Raw genomic sequence first — 20,020 nt, forward strand, 5'->3', positions numbered from 1 at the left:
CTGTCCAACTATTCCTTGATAGTAAAAGTTCGCGAATTTATCCCTGGGTTCAATCCAAAATCCATATTTTGTTTAATTATATTTTGTCATATTTCTCATGATACAAATGACTTCTGAAGCCAAGCGTGTAGAAGAATTGCGTCGGTTATTACAGCAAGCCAGCTATGCTTATTATGTTCTTGATGCACCTGTTATGGAAGATACGGTTTATGATAGACTGTATCGAGAATTACAAGAATTAGAAACTAAGTACCCGGATTTAGTTACTCCTGATAGTCCAACTCAGCGCGTAGGTGAACGACCTGCAACGCATTTTACCTCAGTACGGCATAACATCCCTCTGTATAGCTTGGAAAATGCTTTTAATGTGGAGGAATTACAAGGTTGGGAACAACGTTGGCGAAGACACTTAACGCCTCAGTATTCTCCTGTAGAAGTAGACTATGTTGCAGAATTGAAAATTGATGGTGCTGCTTTGGCGCTAACTTACCAAAATGGTGTTCTGGTGAGGGGTGCAACCAGGGGTGATGGGGTTATGGGTGAAGATATTACCCAAAATGTACGGACTATTCGCTCTATTCCTCTACGTTTGAATTTTGACGGGTTGGAAAATATCGAAAAGGTGGAAGTACGGGGAGAAGTATTTTTACCTTTGGAGGTGTTTAAACAAATTAATGAGAAAAGACAAAAAGCAGGTGAGCAGTTATTTGCTAATCCGCGTAATGCGGTGGCGGGTACACTTAGACAGTTAGATTCCCGCATTGTAGCACAGCGTCAGTTGGATTTTTTTGCTTATACTTTGCATATTCCGGGAATGGATGATGCAAGTATCGCGAATACTCAATGGGAAGCTTTGGAGTTGTTGCAAAGGTTGGGTTTTCGTGTTGATACCAACCATCGGCTGTGTCATTCGATTAGGGAAGTTGCTGAATATTACCAATATTGGGATACTGAACGGTTAAATTCTCCCTATATGACTGATGGGGTTGTAGTAAAATTAAATACCTTTAAGCTGCAAGAACAATTGGGGTTTACACAGAAGTTTCCCCGGTGGGCGATCGCACTCAAATATGCAGCCGAGGAAGCGCCTACCCGTGTAGAAAATATTACTGTTAATGTGGGCAGAACGGGAGCTTTAACTCCTTTGGCGGAAATGCGCCCGGTACAATTAGCAGGTACTACTGTTTCTAGAGCTACCTTACATAATAGCGATCGCATTCAACAATTAGACATCCGCATCGGTGATACTGTAATTGTCCGCAAAGCTGGGGAAATTATCCCGGAAGTGGTACGGGTAATTAAAGAACTCCGTCCCGCTGACACCGCACCATTCATTATGCCTACCCATTGTCCCGTATGTAATGAAGCGGTGGTGAGAGAATCAGGGGAAGCGGTGACAAGATGTGTAAATGCTTCCTGTGCGGCTATTCTCAAAGGAGAAATTGAACATTGGGTAAGTCGGGATGCCTTGGATATTAAAGGTATGGGTGAAAAACTGGTGCATCAATTGGTAGATAAAGAGTTAGTGCGTTCTGTTGGCGATTTATATAACTTGACAGAATCAAATTTATGTGCATTAGAACGAATGGGTCAAAAATCTGCACAAAAATTAGTGAGTGCGATCGCTCAATCAAAAAATCAACCTTGGTCTAGAGTATTATACGGTTTAGGAATTCGTCATGTTGGCAGCGTTAACGCTCAATTGTTGACTGAAAAATTTACCACAGTTGAACAATTAGCAACCGCAAAACAATCAGATATTGAAGGAGTTTATGGTATCGGTGCAGAAATTGCCCAATCAGTTTATCAGTGGTTTCGTAATGATGCCAATCAAACTTTAATTTCTCGTCTCCAAGCCATCGGATTACAATTAGCCAACACCGCAGAAGCAAAGCCAGTAGGCGAAATCAATCCGAATTTGGCTGGTAAAATTTTCGTAGTCACAGGTACATTACCCACCTTAAAACGTGACGAAGCAAAAGCACTAATTCAAAAAGCTGGTGGGAAAGTAACTGATTCCGTCAGCAAAAAAACAGATTTTTTAGTTGTAGGTGCAGACGCAGGTTCTAAATTAGAAAAAGCCCAATCTCTGGGAATTTCTCAGTTAAGTGAAACACAGTTATTAGAGATGTTAGATTTACATGATCAGTGATTAGCCAAACGAGATCTAATTTATAGCAGTTTGCGTAGTTAGGAGGTACAACATCTCAATTCAAACTTATACACAAAGCCAGTTTTACTCCTGACTCCTGACTCCTGCCTCCTGACTCCTGCCTCCTGCCTCCTGACTCCTGACTCCTGACTCCTGACTCCTGCCTCCTGACTCCTGCCTCCTGCCTCCTGCTATAAAATTTGTCCTGTATAACCAGCATAGTTGTATTGTTCCAGAGCGTGAGTTGCGATCGCTTTTTCTTCACCCAATGCAACCAAAGCCACACAAGCCCCACCAAAACCAGCACCTGTAAGCCTTGCACCAAATACGCCTGGGGTTTTCTGCAAAATCTCTACCAAAGTGTCTAACGCGGGTACAGAAACTTCATAATCATCTCGTAAACTGGCATGGGAGGCATTCATCAATTCGCCAAAACGCTCAGGTGTTACTCCCTGCAAAACTTCTAAAACACGGTTATTTTCTGTCACCACATGACGAGCGCGACGGTTTAATGGTTCTGGTAATTTTTCTGTCACCTTAGCAACAGTAATATCTCGCAGGGCATGAACTCCCAATAAATGCGCCCCCTGTTGACACTCAGCACGACGTTGGTTATATCCGCTAGTTGCCAAGGCGCGGGGTACACCGCTATCTATAATTAAAATAGTTGTTTTGTCGGGGAAAGGAAGCACACGACGTTCTAGAGTGCGAGTATCTAAAAACAAAATATGTTTAGTGTCAGCAAGACTAGAAGCCATTTGATCCATGATGCCGCATTGTACGCCCGCATAGTGAATTTCTGCTTGTTGTGCCAATTGGGCAATTTCCACGTCATCAATTGGTAAATCCAAAAGTTGACGAATTGCCCTGAGTGTTGCTACTTCCAAGGCTGCACTACTAGATAAGCCAGCACCCATAGGAACTGAAGATTTGACATACACATTCAGCGAAGGAATGGTATATCCTGCCTGTTTCAAAACTTCAATACAACCAAAAATATAACTGGCGAAACCAGAAGGTGTATGATGAATTTCTAAAATATTCGCACGCTCTTGGAGATTTTCTGAATACAGTTGGTGTTGTCCATCATTACTGAAACCTACTTGTACCGTTGTCTGTTGAGGAATCGCTGTTGGCAGCACAAAACCATCGTTGTAGTCGGTATGTTCACCAAGTAAATTGACTCGTCCTGGTGCGCTGGCTTGGGTTTCAGGTGGTTGATTAAATATTTGTTGGAAATCCATAATTATTCTCTGATAAACTACCAGGCATCTGGAGTAAGCTTTTTAACTTTTGAAGACTAACACCAAAAATACCGCTCCCCTGCTTCTCATCTCCCTCTCTACATTCAGCAAACCCTAATTAGTATTATTTTTCCAAGGGTAAAGCCCGTAATCTTCCTTTGACCTCAACACTAGGAAAATTTTGATCAAAAGTCAGGTTTTCTAAGTTTCCATCTTTGAGAATCACAAACGTATCTTCTACTTTCGCGCCTTTTAAACTGGGATTCCAAGCGATCGCCATGTTTTCTGTTAAAAACTCTTTTGTCAATGGAGTAGCTACAATTTCTCTGGCTAAATACCCTGTAGTCCCCCCCTGGTGATGTTCATGGATAGCATGAGGAAATCCATGTTGTTTATATGCTTGAGCTAGGGCGTGATAAATTGTGTCCAGAGTAGTTTTTCTTTGAGATAAGGAAAGTATTTCGGCTTCTATTTCCCGGACATGACGATGTAATTCGGCTTCATCATTTGTCAGGCTACTAAAACAAACAAATCGTGTCAGGTTGGCATACAATCCATACCCTCTCGCGCAAAATACCAGCATTGCTTGCCGTCCAATTTTTTCTCCTGTGGGTGTAGCATGACGATATAAAGGTAAACGCCTCTCCCCAGCTACCAAGATCACAGATGGATGCAATCCTCTCGCCCACAAAGCTTCTGCACCCGCACCGGCTAATTGATATTCTGTCCAAGTAGGTTGGGCAGCTTGTAGCACTTCTGTCATGGCTGCGCTGGCTTGTTGTCCTACTTGACGATATCTTTCTAACTCTGTTGGCAATAATACCCGCTTATGTTGTTGTAGAGAGTGGGGTATTGGTTGCTCTAAATGAGTTGAGCGATCGCACTTCCAGTTGTTACAAATATCGCTGATTACCGTTTCTCCATCTGTAGCATCACGGACAAAAGCCTCACGAGTAGCAGCATCAGTCCACGGATTGATGTGTAGTTTAAAATTAGTTGGTAATTCTTCATCCTTTAAACGCTGGGCTTCAATTTCATCCGTCAATATCCATGCGTCTTGGCCTGTGACTAAAACTTCTGCTACACCAGTTTCCGCAGTCAGCAACACAGTATTAGAAGCACCAGCAGTAGCCCAAGCAAACCAATCTGTACCACGTAGACGCACACCCCCAACTTCAGTTTGAGAGATAGTTTCCCTGATTAACCCCAGTTTTATGGAGACTTCTTTGTTCATCTAAACAACTCACATAGATACAAATATGGCAGGAGTCAGGAGTAAAACCCTGTTGTAGTCAGAGTTTCATTATTAATTTATGTCCTAATCATTATGTCCACTGCTATGATTATCAAATTTATCTGCGTCTGTCTACGTCTGTCTGAGGTTATGAAGTCTTCAAAACCCTTGTAGAGACGTTGCATGCAACGTCTCTAATGTGGTCTAGCTAGGTGAAAACTGCTGTAAATAAGGCATTCCGGGGTTTTCATCCTATTTACTGATAAATTAATCAAGCCCTAATTTGCTTACATAATATTGATAGGATCTACATCAATTGTTAAACTTACGGAAGCAGGACAAAGCGCCCGGATTTCCTGCCAATCTGATAAAGTAGGTAGGGACTCAGCAGCAAATTTCAGTAATATTTGCCAACGATAACGATTAGCAACTCGTAAAATACTAGCTGGTGCTGGGCCTAATATTTCCAATCCTTCCTGGCTGCTGAAATTTGTGGCAATGATTTGGGCTGTATTCTGGACTTGAATCGGATCAACACTACTCAAACGTAATAAAATTAACCTACCCATAGGCGGATAATTCAAGGCTTGACGCTGTGCTAATTCTGCATCACAGAAAGATTGATAATCATGAGTTTTAACTGCTTCAATAACTGGATGTTCTGGGGTGTAGGTTTGTACAATTACCCTTCCCGGATCTTCTCCTCTTCCCGCCCTTCCTGCAACTTGGGTTAAAGTTTGAAATGCACGTTCATTAGCGCGATAATCTGATAAATGTAGTAACCCATCCGCCGCAACTACACCCACAAGGGTAACTTGCGGTAAGTCTAAACCTTTGGTGAGCATTTGTGTACCTACTAATAAATCTGCTTCACCGTTTGCAAATTGAGTGAGTAAGTTACGATGTGAGCCTTTATTGCGGGTGGTATCGCTATCAAAGCGAATTAAACGCAGGTGAGGAAATTGTTTGTTGAGTTCTTGCGCTACTCGTTGAGTACCACTACCAAAGAATTTGAGGTAAGGGGAACTACATTCGGGACAATGGGGGGGATGCGATCGCCCATAATTGCAATAATGACATCTTAATAACTGTGGTGCGCCTTCTTCGACATGGTGATAAGCCAAAGAAACATCACAATTTGGACATTCCAGCACATAACCACAACTACGACAAGAAACAAAGGTACTGTGTCCACGACGATGAATAAATAAAATCCCTTGTTGTTTTCTCTCTTTTAGCTGTTCTAGGGCTTCTTGCAGCGATCTACTAAATATAGAACGATTTCCCTCTTGTAACTCACGACGCATATCCACAATTTCGACAGGTGGTAATGGCCGGGAATTGATGCGTTCAGGAAGTGAAAGATAAAGAGAATCCGGTCCCCCCTCCTTGCTCGCGGGGAGGGGGTTAGGGGGTGGGGTACTACCAACACTCACCCAACTTTCTAAGGAGGGGGTAGCTGAACCTAAAATGAGGGGACAATTTTCTAATTCTGCACGCCATTGGGCGACTGTACGGGCGTGGTAGGTAGGGATGGGAGAATCTTGCTTAAAACTGCTGTCGTGTTCTTCGTCTAGGATGATTAAACCTAAGTTGGGTAAAGGGGCAAAAATGGCGCTGCGTGTCCCGATGACTACTTGGGCTTCACCTGTGAACATTTGTCGCCATGTATCGTAGCGTTCACCGTCGGAGAGGGCGCTGTGATAAACTTGGACTTTGTTACCAAAGCGGGCGCGAAATCTATCTGTGAGTTGGGGTGTGAGTCCAATTTCGGGAACTAAAACCAGGGCGGATTTACCTTGGTTAAGTAAGGGTGCGATCGCTTGTAAGTAAACCTCAGTTTTTCCTGAACCTGTCACCCCATGTAATAAAACTTGAGCAAATCCATCTAAAGATTTTATTCTTTCTAGAGCATCAGTTTGGGCATCTGTTAAAGATTTAGCTTGATCTCCAGCCATCAAGGGACTTTGTTCTCTCCGTAATATTTCCCGTTCTTCAATGACGATATAGCCTTTTTTTTCTAAGGCTTTCAAAGTAGAGGTACTAGTGCTGCAAGTTTGTAATAATTCACTTTGCCATAACTCACCTCCATATCGCCGTAGCACTTCCACAATTTCTTTTTGTCGGGTGCTTAAATCTTCATCATTATGGTCTAATAAGGTGACTGCTTTTTGCAGCTTTGGTTGATTTAGTCGTGGCGGTTCTAGGTAGTTTTCTGCTAATCCCAAACGGATTAATTCACGAGTTCCCCGATAAGCAGATTTCACTTTTTGTTGAATGTAGTAATAGCTATAGTCACCTGTAGAGGTCTTTTGCAAGAGTTGTAAAACTTGCTGCGCTGTTGGTGACATAAAAATAGAAGTATTACTAAAGACATCTTGATCTCTTCCCAAGGATGTCAGACGCAAACGACGTTGCGATCGCCCTAATAAACCCGGTGGTAAAGCCACCCGAATGACCTGAATTAAGGGTGTATAGTAATAAGCGGCGATGCGATTGAGTAATTCCCAATAGGTGCTAGGGAAAAAACCTCTGCTGACCACATCTTCTACTTCTCGAATTTTCTCTGGTGCTAAATCTGCCGGTGGTTGAGACAAGAAACGAATAGCGATCGCACCGACCTGTTGCGCCCCAAACGGAACAGTCAGAATATCCCCTGGTTTGATTTCTAACTGTGCTGGTAATTTATATGTAAATAAGTCTGAGCTTCCCGGACAATCTACAAGCACTTCAATCCAGCGATGAAAAGTTGTTTTCGACTGGTATAACTCACCAGGTTCAGCTACAGCCATAGAAGATAAACTTACATCCTTAATATACATAATTCCTAGTTTTTTTAATAGATATTTACTCACCTAGCTGGAGAAAAATTACGCCAACTTACTTAACTTTAATTTCCTACTTTACTACAGACAAACGGTATTTAGCAATACTTTTATTACCAACCATACTTGATAAGTTTTTATTTGTGTAATCTACTAGACAAATTATTTTCCACAGTACGTGCAATAAATATTTGATGCTAACTACACAAATGAAAGTATATTAAATGTGAAAAAATGATTGTTTTATCTACTAAATAGGGAGTATGGTTTTTCCACCTATTGATAGATATTCAATGGTTTTTCAATATGAGATGCTTTTATACAATCAAGATTATCCGGATTTTAAGCTATCATTTTTGTAATTTGTATTGTTTGGGAAGCATTTACTTCGATCCTTCATCTATCCTCTAAATCAAACAAAATTTAGGAAATATATGAAAATTTAAGAGTATAGACTGTTTAGATGGAATTTTTATATTTGTTAAGGTTGAGAATGTTTGAGGGGGTTTGACATAGTTGGTGATTAGGGAAAAAATGAGGAATATGTCTGCTGGTAGTGGAAAAAGATGGTATTTTGGGTGCAAAGACCATATAAGTTGTATCTAAAAGTAACCACAACATGACAGGCAGATACAGATTTTTATTCCGACTCTGGAATTTTCAAGAAAATAGTATTTGGCCAAGTAAAAGAGTGTATTTGACTCTTAGGGAAACTACCAATCCTCACACGAGCAGCTATCACTAAATTATGTACCAAACAAAGCAACAATCCCGAAAGGAAACTATGAATCTTGCTGAATTGGGAACAATGGAAATACTAGAGACTGCTGCTGATCATGAAGAACCATCACTAGATAGTTTAGAAGCAGTAGTATTTGAAGACTCTTCAATCATAGAAAATTTGGAGTTAGATGAACGCGATGGCGACGAAATGGCCGCCGCTCGTCCTTCGGGATACAATAAAACCGAACATGACGATGCTGTAGGCGCTTTTTTCAAAGAAATGGCGCGTTATCCCCTCCTCAAACCTGATGAAGAAGTAGAATTAGCGCGACGAGTTAGGTTTTTAGAAGAAGTAAAAGACTTACAAGCGGCTTTAGAAGAAGAACAAGGACAGCAACCGAGCAAAAGCGAAGTAGCTGCTAAGTTTGAGATGACAGAAAAACAACTAGAAAGCCGCTTATATCAAGGACGGGTAGCCAAGCGAAAAATGATTCGCTCCAATTTACGGCTAGTAGTATCTATTGCTAAACGATATCTTAACCGGGGAGTTCCCTTTCTAGATTTGATTCAGGAAGGAGCAATGGGTTTAAACCGCGCTACAGAAAAATTTGACCCCGATAAAGGATATAAATTCTCAACCTACGCTTATTGGTGGATTAGACAGGCAATTACAAGAGCGATCGCTAATGATGCCCGCACCATTCGCTTACCGATACATATTGTTGAAAAACTTAACAAACTCAAAAAAGCTCAACGCGAACTCAAGCAAAAACTAGCTCGTAACCCCTCAGAAGCAGAAATGGCCGCAGCCTTAGAAATTAGCGTCCAACAACTGCGTCAACTCCAACAACTGCGTCGTCAAGCACTCTCCCTTAACCACCGTGTCGGTAAAGAAGAAGACACCGAATTAATGGACTTACTAGAAGACGAAGATAACCAATCCCCAGAAGCAAAAATGAACGAAAACATGATGCGTCAGGAGATTTGGGAAGTCTTAGGAGATGTCCTCACCCCACGAGAAAAAGACGTAATCTCTCTGCGCTATGGACTAACAACCAGCGAACCCTGCACCCTAGAAGAAGTTGGTAATATGTTCAACCTTTCCCGTGAACGAGTACGCCAAATTCAAAGTAAAGCCATGCGAAAATTACGCCGTCCCCACATAGCTAAACGTTTAAAAGGGTGGCTGATATGAGTCATTAGTTCAGTTATCAGTTATCAGTCAGCGGTATTTTTACTGTTCACTGTTCACTGTTAACTGTTCCCTATTACCGAATGTAACTATACACTATGGAATGTGGACTATAGACTCAAAACTAATGACATCCCATAGCGATTTAATTGTGCGTTTTGCCGAACCCAGTGATTGCACCATACTATTTGAATTGATTCAAGGATTAGCAGAATACGAAAAATTATCTGATGCTGTTACTGGTAACGCTCAAGCATTGAAAGACCATCTATTTAGTTCACCAAAATATATAGAAGCAATCTTAGCCGAAATTGCAGGTCAACCGGTGGGTTTTGCCTTATTTTTTCATAATTATTCAACTTTTCTCACCAAGCCAGGACTTTATCTCGAAGATATATTTGTTTTACCAGAATATCGACGGCAAGGTATTGGTAAAGCACTCCTGACTAAATTAGCCAAAACAGCTGTAGAACGTAATTGTGGACGATTAGAGTGGAGCGTTTTAGATTGGAATATTTCCGCACAAACATTCTACCGCAACATAGGAGCAGATATTTTAGAAAATTGGCGAATTTGTCGCGTTACTGAGGAAGGATTAACACAATTAGCAAATCAATAAAAATTTGTTCCAAAAATGTTCAAAATTATAGCTTGTTTTTTAGGTATAGTAAGCTTGACGAGATTTTTTAGACTTGATTTTACATATTAGGTACTGAAAAACCGAAAATCTTATTCACTATAAATTAACATTGCCTTAAAAACCTTGAAATGACAAGCTATTAATCTATTCACCTCAATAATTAAGTTCAAATTTAACAGTTTGTATTCTGACTAATAGAACACAATCAAAAGAGGATTATGGAGCAGATTGCTCCCAATCAGCAATTGTTTGTTGTAGAGAGAACACAAAATGAAAAAGATAATTTCTGTATTACTGTTAGGCATTACTATCTTCACTTTTGCCTTCAGTAATCCTGCTTTAGCAGCAGATACAGCAGCAGGAAAAGCAGTATTTACAGCTAATTGTGCTTCTTGTCATGCAGGTGGCAAAAATTTAGTTAATGCTGCCAAAAGCTTGAGCAAGGAAGATTTGCAAGAGTACAATATTTACTCAGAAGCAGCTATCATTGCTCAAGTTACAAATGGTAAAAATGCTATGCCAGCATTCAAAAATAATCTAACAACTGACGAAATTGCAAATGTAGCGGCTTACGTCATTGAACAAGCAGATGCTGGTTGGGCAAAATAAGTTTGTCCGTCCGTTAATACAATTAAGCCTGAAAGGTTAATTAAATAGATTCCCAACTTATTTTGTAAGTCGGGGATCTGTATGACTTGTGACTTCTTTCCTTTACATAATTTTACATCTTTCGCCAACCCTTGATATCACAATCAATCAATCCCAAATTCTCAAGTATTAACTCCAAGTTTTACAGCCTGTCGTTTGACTAATACAACTTAATCAAAAGAAAATTAGGAGGAATATTGCACCTAATCAGCGATTGTTGTAGAGAGAACACGAGATGAAAAAGATTATTTCAGTAATACTGTTAGGCATCACCATCTTCACATTTGCCTTCAGTAGTCCCGCTTTGGCAGCTGATGCTGCTGGAAAAGCCGTATTTGCAGCTAATTGTAATGCTTGTCATTTGGGCGGTAAGAATGCAGTGAATCCTGCTAAAACCTTGAGCCAAGCAGATTTGGAAAAGTACGGTATGTACTCAGCAGAAAAAATTATTGCTCAAGTTACAAATGGTAAAAATGCTATGCCAGCCTTTGGTAAACGGTTAACATCCGCCCAAATTGAAAATGTAGCTGCTTATGTACTTGAACAAGCAGGCAATAACTGGGGTAAGTAAGTTAATTAGCATTTGACTAATTTACAATGTGCGGGGCTTTTTGTCCCGCTAATTTTATCATACTGAAATTATCAAAGGAGATGTTTATGATTTATTTCTGGCGATTAATTTTCAGTGCCATTATGGCTTTTTCTTTAATATTTATCACTCCCACTGCCCATTCATTAGCTGTTACTAACAGCGAAATTACAGCAACTGATTTATTTAAATTGGGTGTAAAACAAATGCAGCAAGAGAATTACCAAGCTGCTATTGAATATTTTAATTTGGCTATTAAAATGCAAAATCAGTATACAGCAGCCTACAAAAATCGCTGTTTAGCTTACCTGCAACTACAAGATTACCCGCAAGCGATCGCAGATTGTACCCAAGCATTAAATTTAGTAACTGATGACTCAGAAGCTTATCTCAATCGGGGATTAGCAAAATACAGAACAGGTAATTATCTAGATGCTATTACCGATTATAATCAAGCACTGACTATAAAACCTGATGATTTCCGCGCTTACTATAATCGGGGTATCACTTTTGCCAAACAAGGGAATTATTTCCAAGCCATAATTGATTATAACCAGGCTTTAAGCAATATTACTCCAGACAATAATGTATTATTATCAGATATATATAATGACAGAGGTTTAGCTTATTTTGATTTGCAAAATTTATCAGCAGCTATGCAAGACTTTGGTCTAGCAATTGAATTAAACCCTGATGATGATAGAGCTTATTTTAACCGAGGTTGCATTTGTGGACGTATAGGTGATAATCTGGGAGCAAGGCATGATTTTTCCCAAGTTATCAGACTCAATCATAGTCATGCTCTAGCTTATCTAAACAGAGGAATAGCTAACTATAACTTAGAATATTATCAAAGAGCGATCGCTGACTTACAACAAGCATCTAAATACTTTGCAAAACAAGAACAAACACTTGCTTCCCAGAAAACTTTAGACTTGCTTAAAATTGTTCAACAAGAAATATTATCAACATCAGCAACCGCATAACCTTAACATTTGATATATGCTATTATACTTAAAAAATATCGCACCTACTAATAAAATATGGGTTTTTACAGCGTTGTTTTAAAACAGCGAAAAAAAGAATCAGAAGCATTGAAATCTTTTCTGCTATTCAGTTTTATCGGTTCATTAGCATTACATATAAGCATCTTGGCTTTATTAGGTATTAGCAAATTTCTACAAAAAATTTCTCAACCCAAAGATCAACCCATTGAAATTACAATAATTGAAAATGTCCCTCAACAAATAACCCCACAACAAGAAATACAAAAATCCTCACCAAAAATAAATTCTGGTGGAGGAGGAGGTGGTCGCAGTGGTAGTAATAACAACGCTAAAAATCCTATTTCAGCACAAACCCCCTCCAGCACACCTATAGTCAAACAACCCCAACCAAAAACCACTCATAGCTTTATCTTCAAAAAACCGCAAACGCCAACTGTTACTAAACTTGCGACAACAGCACTTACAGAAAAACCTACCCCCATACAAAAAACCACTCCTGAATTGACGACAAAACCACCCATAGAAAAATTCAGTGAAAAATTGGACACACCAGCAACGACTCAACCCACATCTGAGCAAACTGAAATACCCAACACAAAACCTTCAAATGTTGAAGCACCAAAATTAACAACTCTAGCAACTTTTAATTCCAACACCAACTCTAGAACTTTATCTAGTGGAAATAATTCAGGTACTCTTCTAGGTAATCGGTTAAAAAATAGTTTCAATAAAGGTACTGGAAATGGGAATGGAGCAGGTAACGGTATTGGAAATGGGAACGGAGCAGGTAACGGTACTGGAAATGGGAACGGAGCAGGTAACGGTACTGGAAATGGTGTCGGTAATGAAATTGAGAATAAACCAAAAAAAGAAGAAACACCAGTAGCAACAGCACCAAAACCTCCCAAAGAAAATGGTTCAAAATTAAATCGAGCCGATTGTATTAGATGTGATATTAAATATCCAGATAAAGCCAGACGACGTGGTATAGAAGGTCAAGCAGAAGTTGCTCTGGATACAGATGCTAATGGTATTGTCACCTTTGTGCGGTTAATTCGTTCTAGTGGAGATAATGAACTAGATGAAGCTGCTCAACAAGCTGCACAAGAGTGGAAATTAAAACCTACAGATGGTGGTAGACAAGGAGTGCGAGCTTCAGTTAATTTTGCTATCAAAGGATCACAGCGTCATCGTCAACTTCAAAAACGTCAACGCAAAAGACAGACAGGAACAGAATCTCCAAAACCCAACTTAAAAATAACGACTCCTATTGTTACACCTGAAACACCAGCACCTTCAGCTACCAACACCCCTGAGTCAAATCAAAATTCAGAAAATAGTAATTAAAACAGAAGATTCCAACATCTTTAAGACTTCCGCAAGTGTCACACTCAATATCTCTTGGAGGGTGAATTAGATGTTGAAAATCTGTTGAAACTAACCAATTTATATATCTGATACACCCTATTAATATGCCAGTTTCGTAAGTTCTGATCTTAAAATATCTCTGACTTCTTTAATAAGTAAGGGTTCTGTCCAGGACGTAAATTACCTATACATTCCAGACAAAATAGATAAAGTGGATGGAAATATGACAGCTTGTCTTTTGACAATTTTCTGATAAATAGAGAAAATTCTTACATTTGTGTTTATCAGGTGTGAGTCCAAAAATATGAATAAAAGTCTTTTTTTTCTGCCAGTTTCTTTACTAAGTTTACTGGTGGCTTTTCCTGCTGTGGCTGCTGAGAATGATAATGAGAAAAATAGAAGAAATTCAGACATTTCTAGTTTAAGTGAAATTGAACTACCCGCCACCAATGCTGAACTATTAACTCAACAGCCTCCAGCAAATGAAATTGAGAAAGAAACTCAAGCAGAAGAAGATTTAACTCCCACCGATGATGCAGACATTTCTCTAGAAGCTATTGGAGAAAAAGACGCTCTACCCGAATCTACACCCACTTATGTAATTGAAAAAGAAGATATTCAAAAGCAAGGTGCTAATAGTGTTGCTGATGTTTTAAAAAAAATGCCTGGTTTTGCAATTAATGATGTTGGTCATGGTGCAGACATCCACACAGGTACATACTACCGGGGTGCATCCATAAATCAGTCTGTATTTTTAATTAACGGCAGACCAATTAATAGTAACATCAACACTTATCATGGTGCAACTGACTTAAATAGCATTCCCATTGAGTCCATTGAAAGAGTTGAATTATATAGCGGTGCAGCTACCTCTTTATATGGTTCTTCAGCGTTTGGAGGAGTAGTTAATATCATCACAAAACAAGGTTATAGTGCGCCAAAATTAACTGGTCATGCAGAATTTGGTTCATTAAATTTTAATAACCAACAGATAAGCTATGCTGGTTCAGCTAATAAAGTCAAATACAACTTTAGTTTTGAGAGATACTTTATAGATAACCGTTACCGTGTTCCCGTTGGTGCAGCAAATCGTGATTCTGAAGGATTTTTATCAAATGCTGATACATCAACCAGTACCTATTTTGGCAGTATTGGATTAGATTTAGATGCTAAAAATTCTTTGAACTTAGATGTAACTACACTCAGCAGTCGTCGGGGTTTAATTTATTTTGGTTTTCCTTTACAAAAAGACCGGCTTGATCATGATGGTCTAAATATTGGTTTATCTTGGAAAACTAAACTTGGAAGAGGAGAAGAATCCAATTTAACCACAACAATTGGTTATAACCAAGATTACTTTAGCACTTATGGACCGACTGGAGCAACATTTTATCGCACAGGAGTTTTAGATACCCAACAAATTACAGCTAGAGTTGATCATGAATGGAAACTCAGCCCTAATAATCAATTACGTTGGGGTGTAGATTTAAAAAATACTGATTTGAAGGGGGATGTTTTGAGTACAGCCCCTAATCGAATTGATAAGAATGAAAAAGAAAATCGGAATGTTTTAAATACGGCTTTATTTGCTGTGAATACTTGGAATATTAGTGATGCTTTGTTAGTTGATTTAGGGTTAAGACAAAGCTTTGATGGACAGTTTGGTAATTATTTTAATCCTAGTGTGGGATTACGTTATGCCATTAATCCAGCCGTTGCAGTCCGTGGTAGTTGGGCTGGGGCGCAACGTAATCCAGGTTTAGATCAATTATATGTTTATGATACCGTTCATGGTTGGGATCCTAACCCAGATTTAAAACCAGAAACTGGTTCTACTTGGACTGCGGGATTGGATGTCAAATTGTCTAATAATTTGTTAGGACAGTTTACTTATTTTGGCAGTAGTTTAGATAATCGCTTAGGAATAATTAGCGGCAGATGGGAAAATATTGGTTTGGTAGATACCAATGGTTTAGAAGCCGCGTTGCAATTAAAAATAGCGCGTGATTGGTCTACTTTTGTGAACTACACTTATACTGATGCCCAAATTAAAACGGGAACAGAAAAAGGGTTGCAATTAGGTCTAATTCCCTACTCCTTACTACAAGCTGGGATTGGTTATCAAAATTCAGGATGGCAAGCTAATTTGTATTTGACTTATAATAGTGGTACTCGTCGTTCTGTTTTTACTAATACTGCTGGTGGTGATAAAAATACAGATTTTTCACCCTCTTTTGTGAATTTAGATTTAAGTGGACGCATTCCTGTCAGTAAAAATTTAGGTGTGACTGTTTACTTAGAAAATTTATTAGGTGAGCAATATGAACGAGTGAATCGGATTTACAGTCCTGGGTTTACTTTTCGTTTGGGTGTAACTGCAAATATCTAATTTCAGTTAAACATCAATTTATCTGTTTAGAATGGGTGTGAGGTGTAGGTTATCAGAGAATATGGTTCAGTGAAGGATAACTGTAAATGTTGAATTGTAGACTTCGCTGAAGCATATTGTTATGCAATCAATAATTTCTAGTATTTTAAATAACGTTTTTTACAAATGAAAGAGCAATAACAATAAAAGTATCAGTTGCTAGTAAAAAGATTGATTCTTCAGTACCTGGTATGCAAAATTAAGGCGAAAAATATCGGAAAGCTGAGTATGCATAAGAAACAAGCCATAATTTTGAACATTATTACAAAACATTGCTTTTTTACCCTGTTAAGAGTTCCCTCTTTCAGACTGGTGATTTAGCATAACAAGTACGGTAGGACAAAAAAAATTCATAGCATTAATTTTTAATTAAACAAAAGTTACATTTATGTCAGAATTATGGACTAATTTATTTACAGCAGGTCCGTTTATCCCTCACGGACACTGCTATTTATGGAAAACTGATTTAGTCTGGTTACACTTAGTATCTGATTTAGTCATTGCTCTAGCTTATTACTCTATTCCAGCTACACTGTTTTACTTTGTCCGCAAACGGTATGATTTGCCTTTTCATTGGATATTTCTGCTATTTAGTGGATTTATTTTAGCTTGCGGCACTACTCACATCATCGAGATTTGGACACTTTGGTATCCAACTTATTGGCTATCGGGGTTAGTGAAAGCACTAACTGCAATAATATCTTTCATTACGGCAATAGAACTGATACCTTTGGTTCCTCAAGCTCTTGCACTTAAAAGTCCGGCTCAATTAGAACAAGCAAACCAAGAACTGCAAATACAAATAGTTGAGCGGTTACGGATAGAGGAAGAATTGAGAAGATACCAAAATCATTTGGAGGATTTGGTTGCTGTTCGTACCAATGAGATTACTAAATACAATGAGCAATTGCAACAAGAAATCACTGAGCGTCAGCGCATTCTAGCAGTTCTTAGACAAAGTGAAGAGCGATACCGTTATTTGGCTGAGTCAATTCCCCAACTTGTGTGGACTGCTGATGCTGATGGAAATTGTGATTATTTTAACCAAAATTGGTGTGAATATACAGGGTTAACTCTGGAGGAGTCTTTGGGTTCTGGTTGGTTGGCAGCGTTGCATCCAGATGATGTGGAAAGTGCGGGTCAAGTGTGGTTAAATGCTGTAGGTAAGGGGATTTTATATGAAAATGAATATCGCTTCAAACGGGCTGCTGATGGTTCTTATCGCTGGCTGTTAGGGCGTGGCTTACCACTCAAAGATGAGCAAGGTCTTGTAGTGAAATGGTTTGGAACTTGTACGGATATTGATGAACAAAAACAAATACTACAAGAACGAGCGCATCTGCTGGAATTAGAACAAACTGCACGAGCTAAAGCTGAAAAGGCTAATCGCATTAAAGATGAATTTCTGGCTGTACTTTCTCATGAGCTACGCACTCCACTCAATGCGATTCTTGGGTGGTCTCAGTTATTGCTAACCCATAATTTTGATCCAGCAAAGACATCACAAGCATTAGCTACGATTGAGCGCAATGCCAGGTTGCAGGTGCAATTGATTAATGATTTGTTGGATACTTCCAGAATCTTGCAGGGTAAATTAACGCTGAAGATTACAAATATTAATTTGCAATCTACAGTATTGTCTGCTTTAGACACGATGCGGTTAGCATTAGAAACTAAGTCTATTGAGGTAAATACTATCTTTGAACCAAATGTGGGCATAATTCTGGGTGATTTTACTCGTTTGCAGCAAGTCGTGTGGAATCTCCTTTCTAATGCTGTCAAATTTACGCCCAAGGGGGGAAAGATAGAAGTACAAATAAGGCGGGTTGATGGATATGCTCAAATCATAGTTAGTGATACAGGGAAGGGAATTAGTCTTGATTTTTTGCCCTATGCGTTTGATTATTTCCAACAGGCAGATAGTAGTTCTGTGAGACAATTTGGCGGATTAGGGTTGGGATTAGCTATTGTCCGTAATATTGTGGATATGCATGGCGGTATCGTCAAAGCGGAAAGTCCTGGTGAGGGGAAGGGAGCAATATTTACTGTTAGTTTGCCGCTTAGTCAAGATCAAGGCTTAAGTATGCCAGATGCAGAAAATCAATCTTCATTGTTGACATCTAAATCCTTATCTCTAAATGGTGTGAAGGTTTTAATTGTTGACGATGATGCTGATTCGCGAGATTTTGTGGTTTTGGTATTAGAGGAAGAGGGGGCTGAAGCGATCGCAGTATCTTCGGCTTTTGAAGCATTGCAAGTCTTAACCCAAGCAAAGCCGGATGTTTTGGTCAGCGATATTAGTATGCCAGATATGGATGGCTATATGCTCATCCGTCACGTGAGAACTTTGACCCCAGAAGCAGGTGGACAAATTCCGGCGATCGCCTTAACCGCCTATGCTAGAGATTATGATCAGCAACAAGCACTACAAGCAGGGTATCAAATTCATTTATCCAAGCCGCTGAACGCAGAAAAATTGGTTACGTCTGTTGTAAAATTATCAGTTCTATAGTTAAACAACCTGTTTCTAAAACCTAAAATTTGCTATGCGAGCCAGAATTCAAAATAATGTTTTATTTCTTCACCACGAGGATTTACCTGAATTTAAAAAAGGTGGCTCCGTGGTGAGAAATTCTTATTTTTGGGCGTTACGTTCAATTGCTGGTCGTTCTAGACGTTATAGTGATTGGGAATATGAATCTGATGTGTGGTTAGCACTAGCGCGAATGCTGATGTCTTTTACTGAATCGGGATATTTGGGATATAGAGAAACAGTGTTAGAGTTTCCCCTATCACAAGGGGAAATTCCTCATGTTTTACGGGATGTGGCAACTTGGGAGTAAGGAAAAAAATTAAGGTTTTGCTGTCCCCAACTCAACGAATGGTTCATTAATAAACTGCTCTAAACCAACTGAGCTTAAAAGTTCTGCCCATGCTTCTGGATTCTCTTGACGGAAGGGAGCAATATTACTAATAGTGTCATACCAAATCTTATTCTTTGCATAAATTTCAGCCCGTTGTAGAGGTACTGCTTGCTGAAGAGAAAGATTCAACAATGAACCTAGTGTAGTTCGCTCCAATAAGCCAGATACATATTCATCCTGACTTCTGTCTTCAGAATTACAAATGATTGTAAAGTACCATTGATATTTTTTGCCTATTTTGAGAGCAGCAGTAGCGGGGATGCTAACTTGGACTATTCCTGCTTGTTCAGGCGGGATAAAATTGGTTTGATAAACTTCATTTCCCTTGTCATCTATCAACAGAAATTCTCCAAGTTTTGAAGTGGTTTTAGGAACATATACATACAAATTTGGATTTTCAGAAACCGTTTGCCCTTCATTATTCCAAGTAGGCATTAAAGCAGTGAGAGATAGTTTTTCATTCTTAGTTGTCACACAAGAATTTCCTCTTCTTGCTCCTCCTCTTATTATGCTGGGTGCGCCACGGCCAGAGGTAGATGGGAAACCAAATCTTGATCCTGCTGTACCTCTAGTTCCAGGGCTATCTCGGTCAGGTTGTTGAGGAGGTTTAGGACTGGAAGTGGACTGGGCTAATGTTGGTAAACAAAAATTTGATAAAATTATCAGGGCTGGAGAAAGTCCAACTACAATTTTTAAGACAGTATTAATATACTTTTGGAAATTCATCATACTAACATAGCCCTTAATACTTTATTTAAAATTCACATTCAGAAAAGCCAATTCCGTAGTTACACAAAAATATCGCTGCTGATAGGGTGAAAATTGTGTATTTCCACTCTCGACAATCACATCTGATTTTTCCAGATACTCCCTTCCCACTAGATGAATACTGATTAAATAAACCGCAAAGACGCAAAGGACGCGAAGAGAAGAAAGAAGAAGATAGTAAGAATTCAGTTATCCGTTATCAGGAGTGAGAATTTTTGAGAACTTTGTTAATTATCAATTAGGTCTTTTGCGCTTTATCCTGAAAAAGCTGAATGCTG

The 20,020-nt window shown here is 39.2% G+C and carries 14 protein-coding genes; 10 read left to right on the forward strand and 4 right to left on the reverse strand.

Going from position 1 to position 20,020, the window contains the following annotated elements:
* Positions 1–97 precede the first annotated feature (97 nt).
* Entirely contained in the window at positions 98–2,152 is a 2,055-nt protein-coding gene (ligA, locus tag ACLLO5_RS19360) for an NAD-dependent DNA ligase LigA (RefSeq protein WP_413172114.1), read from the forward strand.
* A gap of 191 nt (positions 2,153–2,343) precedes the next feature.
* Here the strand turns inward: ligA and galK are convergent, their stop codons facing one another.
* The 3 genes from galK to priA all read right to left on the reverse strand — a co-directional run bounded on the left by galK (position 2,344) and on the right by priA (position 7,452).
* On the reverse strand, positions 2,344–3,396 hold the full coding sequence (gene galK, locus ACLLO5_RS19365) for a galactokinase (RefSeq protein ID WP_413172115.1): 1,053 nt from the start codon (positions 3,394–3,396) through the stop codon (positions 2,344–2,346).
* 124 nt (positions 3,397–3,520) lie between these two features.
* On the reverse strand, positions 3,521–4,630 hold the full coding sequence (locus tag ACLLO5_RS19370; protein ID WP_413172116.1) for a M24 family metallopeptidase: 1,110 nt from the start codon (positions 4,628–4,630) through the stop codon (positions 3,521–3,523).
* Between the two features lie 287 nt (positions 4,631–4,917).
* Complete coding sequence (priA, locus tag ACLLO5_RS19375) at positions 4,918–7,452, reverse strand: primosomal protein N' (protein WP_413172117.1); 2,535 nt, start codon at positions 7,450–7,452, stop codon at positions 4,918–4,920.
* Between the two features lie 751 nt (positions 7,453–8,203).
* On the opposite strand from priA, the gene ACLLO5_RS19380 reads away from it, so the two are divergent.
* From ACLLO5_RS19380 to ACLLO5_RS19420, 9 genes are all read left to right on the forward strand, one after another.
* Positions 8,204–9,373 carry an RpoD/SigA family RNA polymerase sigma factor gene (locus tag ACLLO5_RS19380; RefSeq protein WP_413172118.1) on the forward strand — a complete coding sequence of 390 codons (1,170 nt, stop codon included), beginning with the start codon at positions 8,204–8,206 and terminating at the stop codon, positions 9,371–9,373.
* A 124-nt stretch (positions 9,374–9,497) separates the two neighbouring features.
* Positions 9,498–9,989 carry an N-acetyltransferase family protein gene (locus tag ACLLO5_RS19385; protein WP_413172120.1) on the forward strand — a complete coding sequence of 164 codons (492 nt, stop codon included), beginning with the start codon at positions 9,498–9,500 and terminating at the stop codon, positions 9,987–9,989.
* A 291-nt stretch (positions 9,990–10,280) separates the two neighbouring features.
* Positions 10,281–10,619, forward strand: coding sequence for a cytochrome c6 PetJ (gene petJ, locus ACLLO5_RS19390; RefSeq protein ID WP_413172121.1), 339 nt, complete (start codon positions 10,281–10,283; stop codon positions 10,617–10,619).
* Between the two features lie 274 nt (positions 10,620–10,893).
* The gene (petJ, locus tag ACLLO5_RS19395) at positions 10,894–11,229 is read left to right on the forward strand and encodes a cytochrome c6 PetJ (protein WP_413172122.1); all 336 of its coding nucleotides are present in this window, start codon (positions 10,894–10,896) and stop codon (positions 11,227–11,229) included.
* An 86-nt stretch (positions 11,230–11,315) separates the two neighbouring features.
* On the forward strand, positions 11,316–12,233 hold the full coding sequence (locus tag ACLLO5_RS19400) for a tetratricopeptide repeat protein (protein ID WP_413172123.1): 918 nt from the start codon (positions 11,316–11,318) through the stop codon (positions 12,231–12,233).
* Between the two features lie 57 nt (positions 12,234–12,290).
* Positions 12,291–13,601, forward strand: coding sequence for an energy transducer TonB (locus tag ACLLO5_RS19405; RefSeq protein WP_413172124.1), 1,311 nt, complete (start codon positions 12,291–12,293; stop codon positions 13,599–13,601).
* 325 nt (positions 13,602–13,926) lie between these two features.
* Entirely contained in the window at positions 13,927–16,011 is a 2,085-nt protein-coding gene (locus ACLLO5_RS19410; RefSeq protein ID WP_413172125.1) for a TonB-dependent receptor plug domain-containing protein, read from the forward strand.
* Positions 16,012–16,438: 427 nt separating this feature from the next.
* Complete coding sequence (locus ACLLO5_RS19415; RefSeq protein WP_413172126.1) at positions 16,439–18,562, forward strand: ATP-binding protein; 2,124 nt, start codon at positions 16,439–16,441, stop codon at positions 18,560–18,562.
* Between the two features lie 34 nt (positions 18,563–18,596).
* A complete protein-coding gene (locus ACLLO5_RS19420; RefSeq protein ID WP_413172127.1) occupies positions 18,597–18,893 on the forward strand; it encodes a hypothetical protein in 297 nt (98 codons plus the stop codon).
* 9 nt (positions 18,894–18,902) lie between these two features.
* Here the strand turns inward: ACLLO5_RS19420 and ACLLO5_RS19425 are convergent, their stop codons facing one another.
* Positions 18,903–19,703 carry a DUF928 domain-containing protein gene (locus ACLLO5_RS19425; RefSeq protein WP_413172128.1) on the reverse strand — a complete coding sequence of 267 codons (801 nt, stop codon included), beginning with the start codon at positions 19,701–19,703 and terminating at the stop codon, positions 18,903–18,905.
* Positions 19,704–20,020: the final 317 nt, after the last annotated feature.

It is taken from the genome of Anabaena azotica SJ-1 (assembly GCF_047275885.1).
GTDB classification, from domain to species: Bacteria; Cyanobacteriota; Cyanobacteriia; order Cyanobacteriales; family Nostocaceae; genus Trichormus_B; species Trichormus_B azotica_A.

Bases quoted from the DNA above. Each gene is read 5' to 3' on its own strand.
- ACLLO5_RS19400 (WP_413172123.1), top strand. From the start codon at position 11,316: ATGATTTATTTCTGGCGATTAATTTTCAGTGCCATTATGGCTTTTTCT.
- ACLLO5_RS19405 (WP_413172124.1), top strand. From the start codon at position 12,291: ATGGGTTTTTACAGCGTTGTTTTAAAACAGCGAAAAAAAGAATCAGAA.
- ACLLO5_RS19420 (WP_413172127.1), top strand. From the start codon at position 18,597: ATGCGAGCCAGAATTCAAAATAATGTTTTATTTCTTCACCACGAGGAT.
- ACLLO5_RS19385 (WP_413172120.1), top strand. From the start codon at position 9,498: ATGACATCCCATAGCGATTTAATTGTGCGTTTTGCCGAACCCAGTGAT.
- ACLLO5_RS19425 (WP_413172128.1), bottom strand. From the start codon at position 19,703: ATGATGAATTTCCAAAAGTATATTAATACTGTCTTAAAAATTGTAGTT.
- ACLLO5_RS19380 (WP_413172118.1), top strand. From the start codon at position 8,204: ATGTACCAAACAAAGCAACAATCCCGAAAGGAAACTATGAATCTTGCT.
- ACLLO5_RS19415 (WP_413172126.1), top strand. From the start codon at position 16,439: ATGTCAGAATTATGGACTAATTTATTTACAGCAGGTCCGTTTATCCCT.
- ACLLO5_RS19370 (WP_413172116.1), bottom strand. From the start codon at position 4,630: ATGAACAAAGAAGTCTCCATAAAACTGGGGTTAATCAGGGAAACTATC.
- galK (WP_413172115.1), bottom strand. From the start codon at position 3,396: ATGGATTTCCAACAAATATTTAATCAACCACCTGAAACCCAAGCCAGC.
- petJ (WP_413172121.1), top strand. From the start codon at position 10,281: ATGAAAAAGATAATTTCTGTATTACTGTTAGGCATTACTATCTTCACT.
- ACLLO5_RS19410 (WP_413172125.1), top strand. From the start codon at position 13,927: ATGAATAAAAGTCTTTTTTTTCTGCCAGTTTCTTTACTAAGTTTACTG.
- ligA (WP_413172114.1), top strand. From the start codon at position 98: ATGATACAAATGACTTCTGAAGCCAAGCGTGTAGAAGAATTGCGTCGG.
- priA (WP_413172117.1), bottom strand. From the start codon at position 7,452: ATGTATATTAAGGATGTAAGTTTATCTTCTATGGCTGTAGCTGAACCT.
- petJ (WP_413172122.1), top strand. From the start codon at position 10,894: ATGAAAAAGATTATTTCAGTAATACTGTTAGGCATCACCATCTTCACA.